Source organism: Frankia sp. CcWB3, assembly GCF_977927595.1.
On the sequence record NZ_CDWRCK010000391.1, the window covers coordinates 1 to 2,733 of the forward strand.

Consider the following 2,733-nt stretch of genomic DNA (forward strand, 5'->3'; position numbering starts at 1 on the left):
ACAGATCCCGGCGGCTGTCCCCGACGGTGCACGCCGAACTGACCCGGGTCGCCGGCTACCTGTCGTTCTCCCTCGGGATGCTGGCCGTTGACACCGGCGACGACACCTCGGCGCGGCGGTTCGCGACCCTCACCGAGCAGTTCGCCGCCCAGCTCGACGACCGGCTGCTCACCGGCACCGCGCACAGCCTGGACGCGGCGATCGCCTTCGTCACCGGGCGCTACGCCGCCGCCCGCAACGCCGCGGCCAAGGCGGCCGCTGTCGACCATCCCTACCTGCCCGGCTGGGCAGCGGCGGTGCAGGCCACCGGCGCCGCGGCCACCGGCGACGAGGCAGCCCTCGACGCCGCCCTGAACCGGCTGCGCAACCGGCCGACTGTGCTCGGCCTGCGCCATCCCGGCTGGCCCCCCTTCGACGAGGTCCGGGAGGCCTGCGTCGTCGCCGATGCGATGGCCCGCCTCGGGATGCCCGGGGCGCGTTCCGCCGCGTACACCGCGATCGACCTGACCACCCCGGCGACCCTCGACCGCGGCTGGGCGCTGGCGTCGCTCGCCGCCGCCACGCTGCGCCGCGATCCCGCGGTGGCCGAAGCCGCCCTCCTCGAGGTGGAGGACATCCTCGACAAGCGCCCGTCGCGGGTGCTCACCCTGAGGACGAACGAGATCCTGATGCTCACCTCGGCACACGCCGAGCGCGCCTCGCTGCGGGCCGGCGCCGCCTGAGCCGAGCCCGGGGGAGCAGGTCACCGCGGCCGGCCGGCCGCGGCGCGCAGCCGCGCACCGCGGCGCACGAGCAGCCGTTCGGCCAGTGCGTCGGCGCGTTCGATGTCCTCGAGGGTGGCCCGCGTGCGCCGCTCGACCTCCAGGACCGCCGCCAGCAGCTCGGCGGACAGCCGGGTGCGGGCGGCGACCCGGGCGACGCTGGGCGGCAGCACGGGCGCGCTGCCCGGCGCGGTGGGTACGGCGGGCCGGGTGGTGGTGGTCGGACGAGAAGTCAGATGCGCCAGAGTCACACTCCAGTGATATCGCGGCTGGTACGCACCGCAACGTCTTGACTTCTCGGCGAATCCGGGGATCAGCATTGCCCCACAGGGCATCCACAGGGTCGCGGCAGGTTACCCACCGGCTTGTCGACAGGTTTATCCACATAACGATCTTTGTGTGGTAAACGTCACATTCCCGAAGGCCGGGATGCCGGTCGCGGTTCCGATATTCCGGTCCATGCACGTAACCGGATGATCCTGTTACAGTGTGCGCCGACAAGATCGGGAGCCACATGACAGGGTGGGACGACCCGCACCGGCAGCCGCAGCAGCCTGGGCCGGCCGGATACTACGAGCCGTACGGACACGAGCCGTACGGACAGCCGCCGCGGCCGCCTCATGGCCAGGCCGGCGGGCCGGGCCCGACGCCGTACCCGATCGGCCCGCCGCAGCCCTTCCCGGGTCCCGGCCCGGGCCAGGGTTACCCGCCGGTGCCGCCGGTACCGCCGAAGTCGGTCGCGGTCGCGCTGCTGCTGACCTTCCTGTGGCTGGGCGTGGGCCACATCTACGCCGGCAGGACCACCACGGGTGTCGTGCTCCTGATCGCCGACCTGTTCCTGTGGATGTTCTCCTTCTTCATCGTCACACTGATCATCACTGTTCCGGTGTGGTTCATCGTGTGGGTGATCGCCATGGTCAGCTCCGCCTCGGCGGTCCAGGAGTACAACACCCGGCTCGGCTACCCGCGCGGCTGACCACCGCGGGCGAGCAGGGCGTCCACCAACCGGCGGGCGTCGGCGAGATCGACCGGGTCGGCGACGAACAGGATGCGGTACATCATCGGTGCCATGACCCCCTCGACGATCTCACCGACCCCGGGGGCGGGTTCACCGCGACGCGCGGCCCGTTCGACGATGACCCCGATCTGCTTGCGGATGTACAGGTCACAGCAGCACGCCGGCCGGTCGTCGCCGCAGGAAGCGACCAGGTCGCGCAGGAACGCCCGGCCCGTGGGGGAGGACGTCTCCTCCAGGTACTGCTCGCAGTAGGCGGCGAGATCGCCGCGCAGCGACCCGGTGCCCGCCGGCGGGGTCTCCGGGCGCAGCCGCTCGGCGGCGACGTCGGCGAGCAGCTCGGTCAGGTCCCCCCAGCGCCGGTAGACGGTGGAGGCGGTCACCCCCGCCCGGGCGGCGACCAGCGGCACCGTGATCTCGTGCCGACCCCGCTCGACCTGCAGCGCGCGCACCGCGGCATGCACGGACTGCTGGACCCGCGCGCTACGCCCCCCGGGCCGCGGACCCTCGGACGGACTCACGCATCCAGCCTAACGCACATCCTTTGCGTTAACGTCGGGCCGAGGGTACCGTCGGGCGCTAACGCAAAATCTTAGCTTTAGCTGTCCGGTGAAGGGAAACCCGATGTCCTCCCAACCCATCGCCACCGGCCTCCCCGCCGGCCTGATTGGTCTGGCCGGCCAGGCCGGCGCCGCCGATACCGGCGGCGGTGGTGGGAGCCCGTCCTCGGCGGCCTCCGCCCCGGTACCGGCGGTGGCCCTGCCGCGGCAGGCCGCGGCCCGCGACGCCCCGCCCGACCCGGGCACGGCGCCCCACCGGGGCAGGCTGTCCCCGCGCGCCGGATTCCTCCTGCAGACGTCGATGATCGGCTCGTTCCTCGCCGCGTCCTCGGCCCCCACCCCCTTCTACCCGGTCTACCAGGCCCGCTGGGGGTTCTCCCCGATCACCGTGACCGTC

General features: G+C 72.8%; 4 protein-coding genes and 1 pseudogene. 3 read left to right on the plus strand and 2 right to left on the minus strand.

Features of this window, described 5'->3' with window-relative positions:
- The coding region (locus ACY5KJ_RS19550; RefSeq protein ID WP_462187741.1) for a hypothetical protein at nt 1–722 on the plus strand (722 nt) is incomplete at its 5' end.
- A 20-nt stretch (nt 723–742) separates the two neighbouring features.
- Here the strand turns inward: ACY5KJ_RS19550 and ACY5KJ_RS19555 are convergent.
- A complete protein-coding gene (locus tag ACY5KJ_RS19555) occupies nt 743–1,012 on the minus strand; it encodes a hypothetical protein (RefSeq protein WP_462204051.1) in 270 nt (89 codons plus the stop codon).
- Between the two features lie 263 nt (nt 1,013–1,275).
- On the opposite strand from ACY5KJ_RS19555, the gene ACY5KJ_RS19560 reads away from it, so the two are divergent.
- Nucleotides 1,276–1,737, plus strand: coding sequence for a TM2 domain-containing protein (locus ACY5KJ_RS19560; RefSeq protein ID WP_462204052.1), 462 nt, complete (start codon nt 1,276–1,278; stop codon nt 1,735–1,737).
- On the opposite strand, the gene ACY5KJ_RS19565 is transcribed toward ACY5KJ_RS19560, so the two are convergent.
- Nucleotides 1,722–2,297: a TetR/AcrR family transcriptional regulator gene (locus ACY5KJ_RS19565; protein ID WP_462187744.1), complete on the minus strand. Its 576-nt coding sequence runs from the start codon at nt 2,295–2,297 to the stop codon at nt 1,722–1,724. The genes ACY5KJ_RS19560 and ACY5KJ_RS19565 overlap by 16 nt on opposite strands.
- Nucleotides 2,298–2,400: 103 nt before the next feature.
- On the opposite strand from ACY5KJ_RS19565, the pseudogene ACY5KJ_RS19570 reads away from it, so the two are divergent.
- Nucleotides 2,401–2,733 (plus strand): annotated as a pseudogene (locus ACY5KJ_RS19570) (MFS transporter); the annotation flags it as partial.

Coding starts and splice junctions, on each gene's coding strand:
- ACY5KJ_RS19560 (WP_462204052.1), top strand. CDS start 1,276: ATGACAGGGTGGGACGACCCGCACCGGCAGCCGCAGCAGCCTGGGCCG.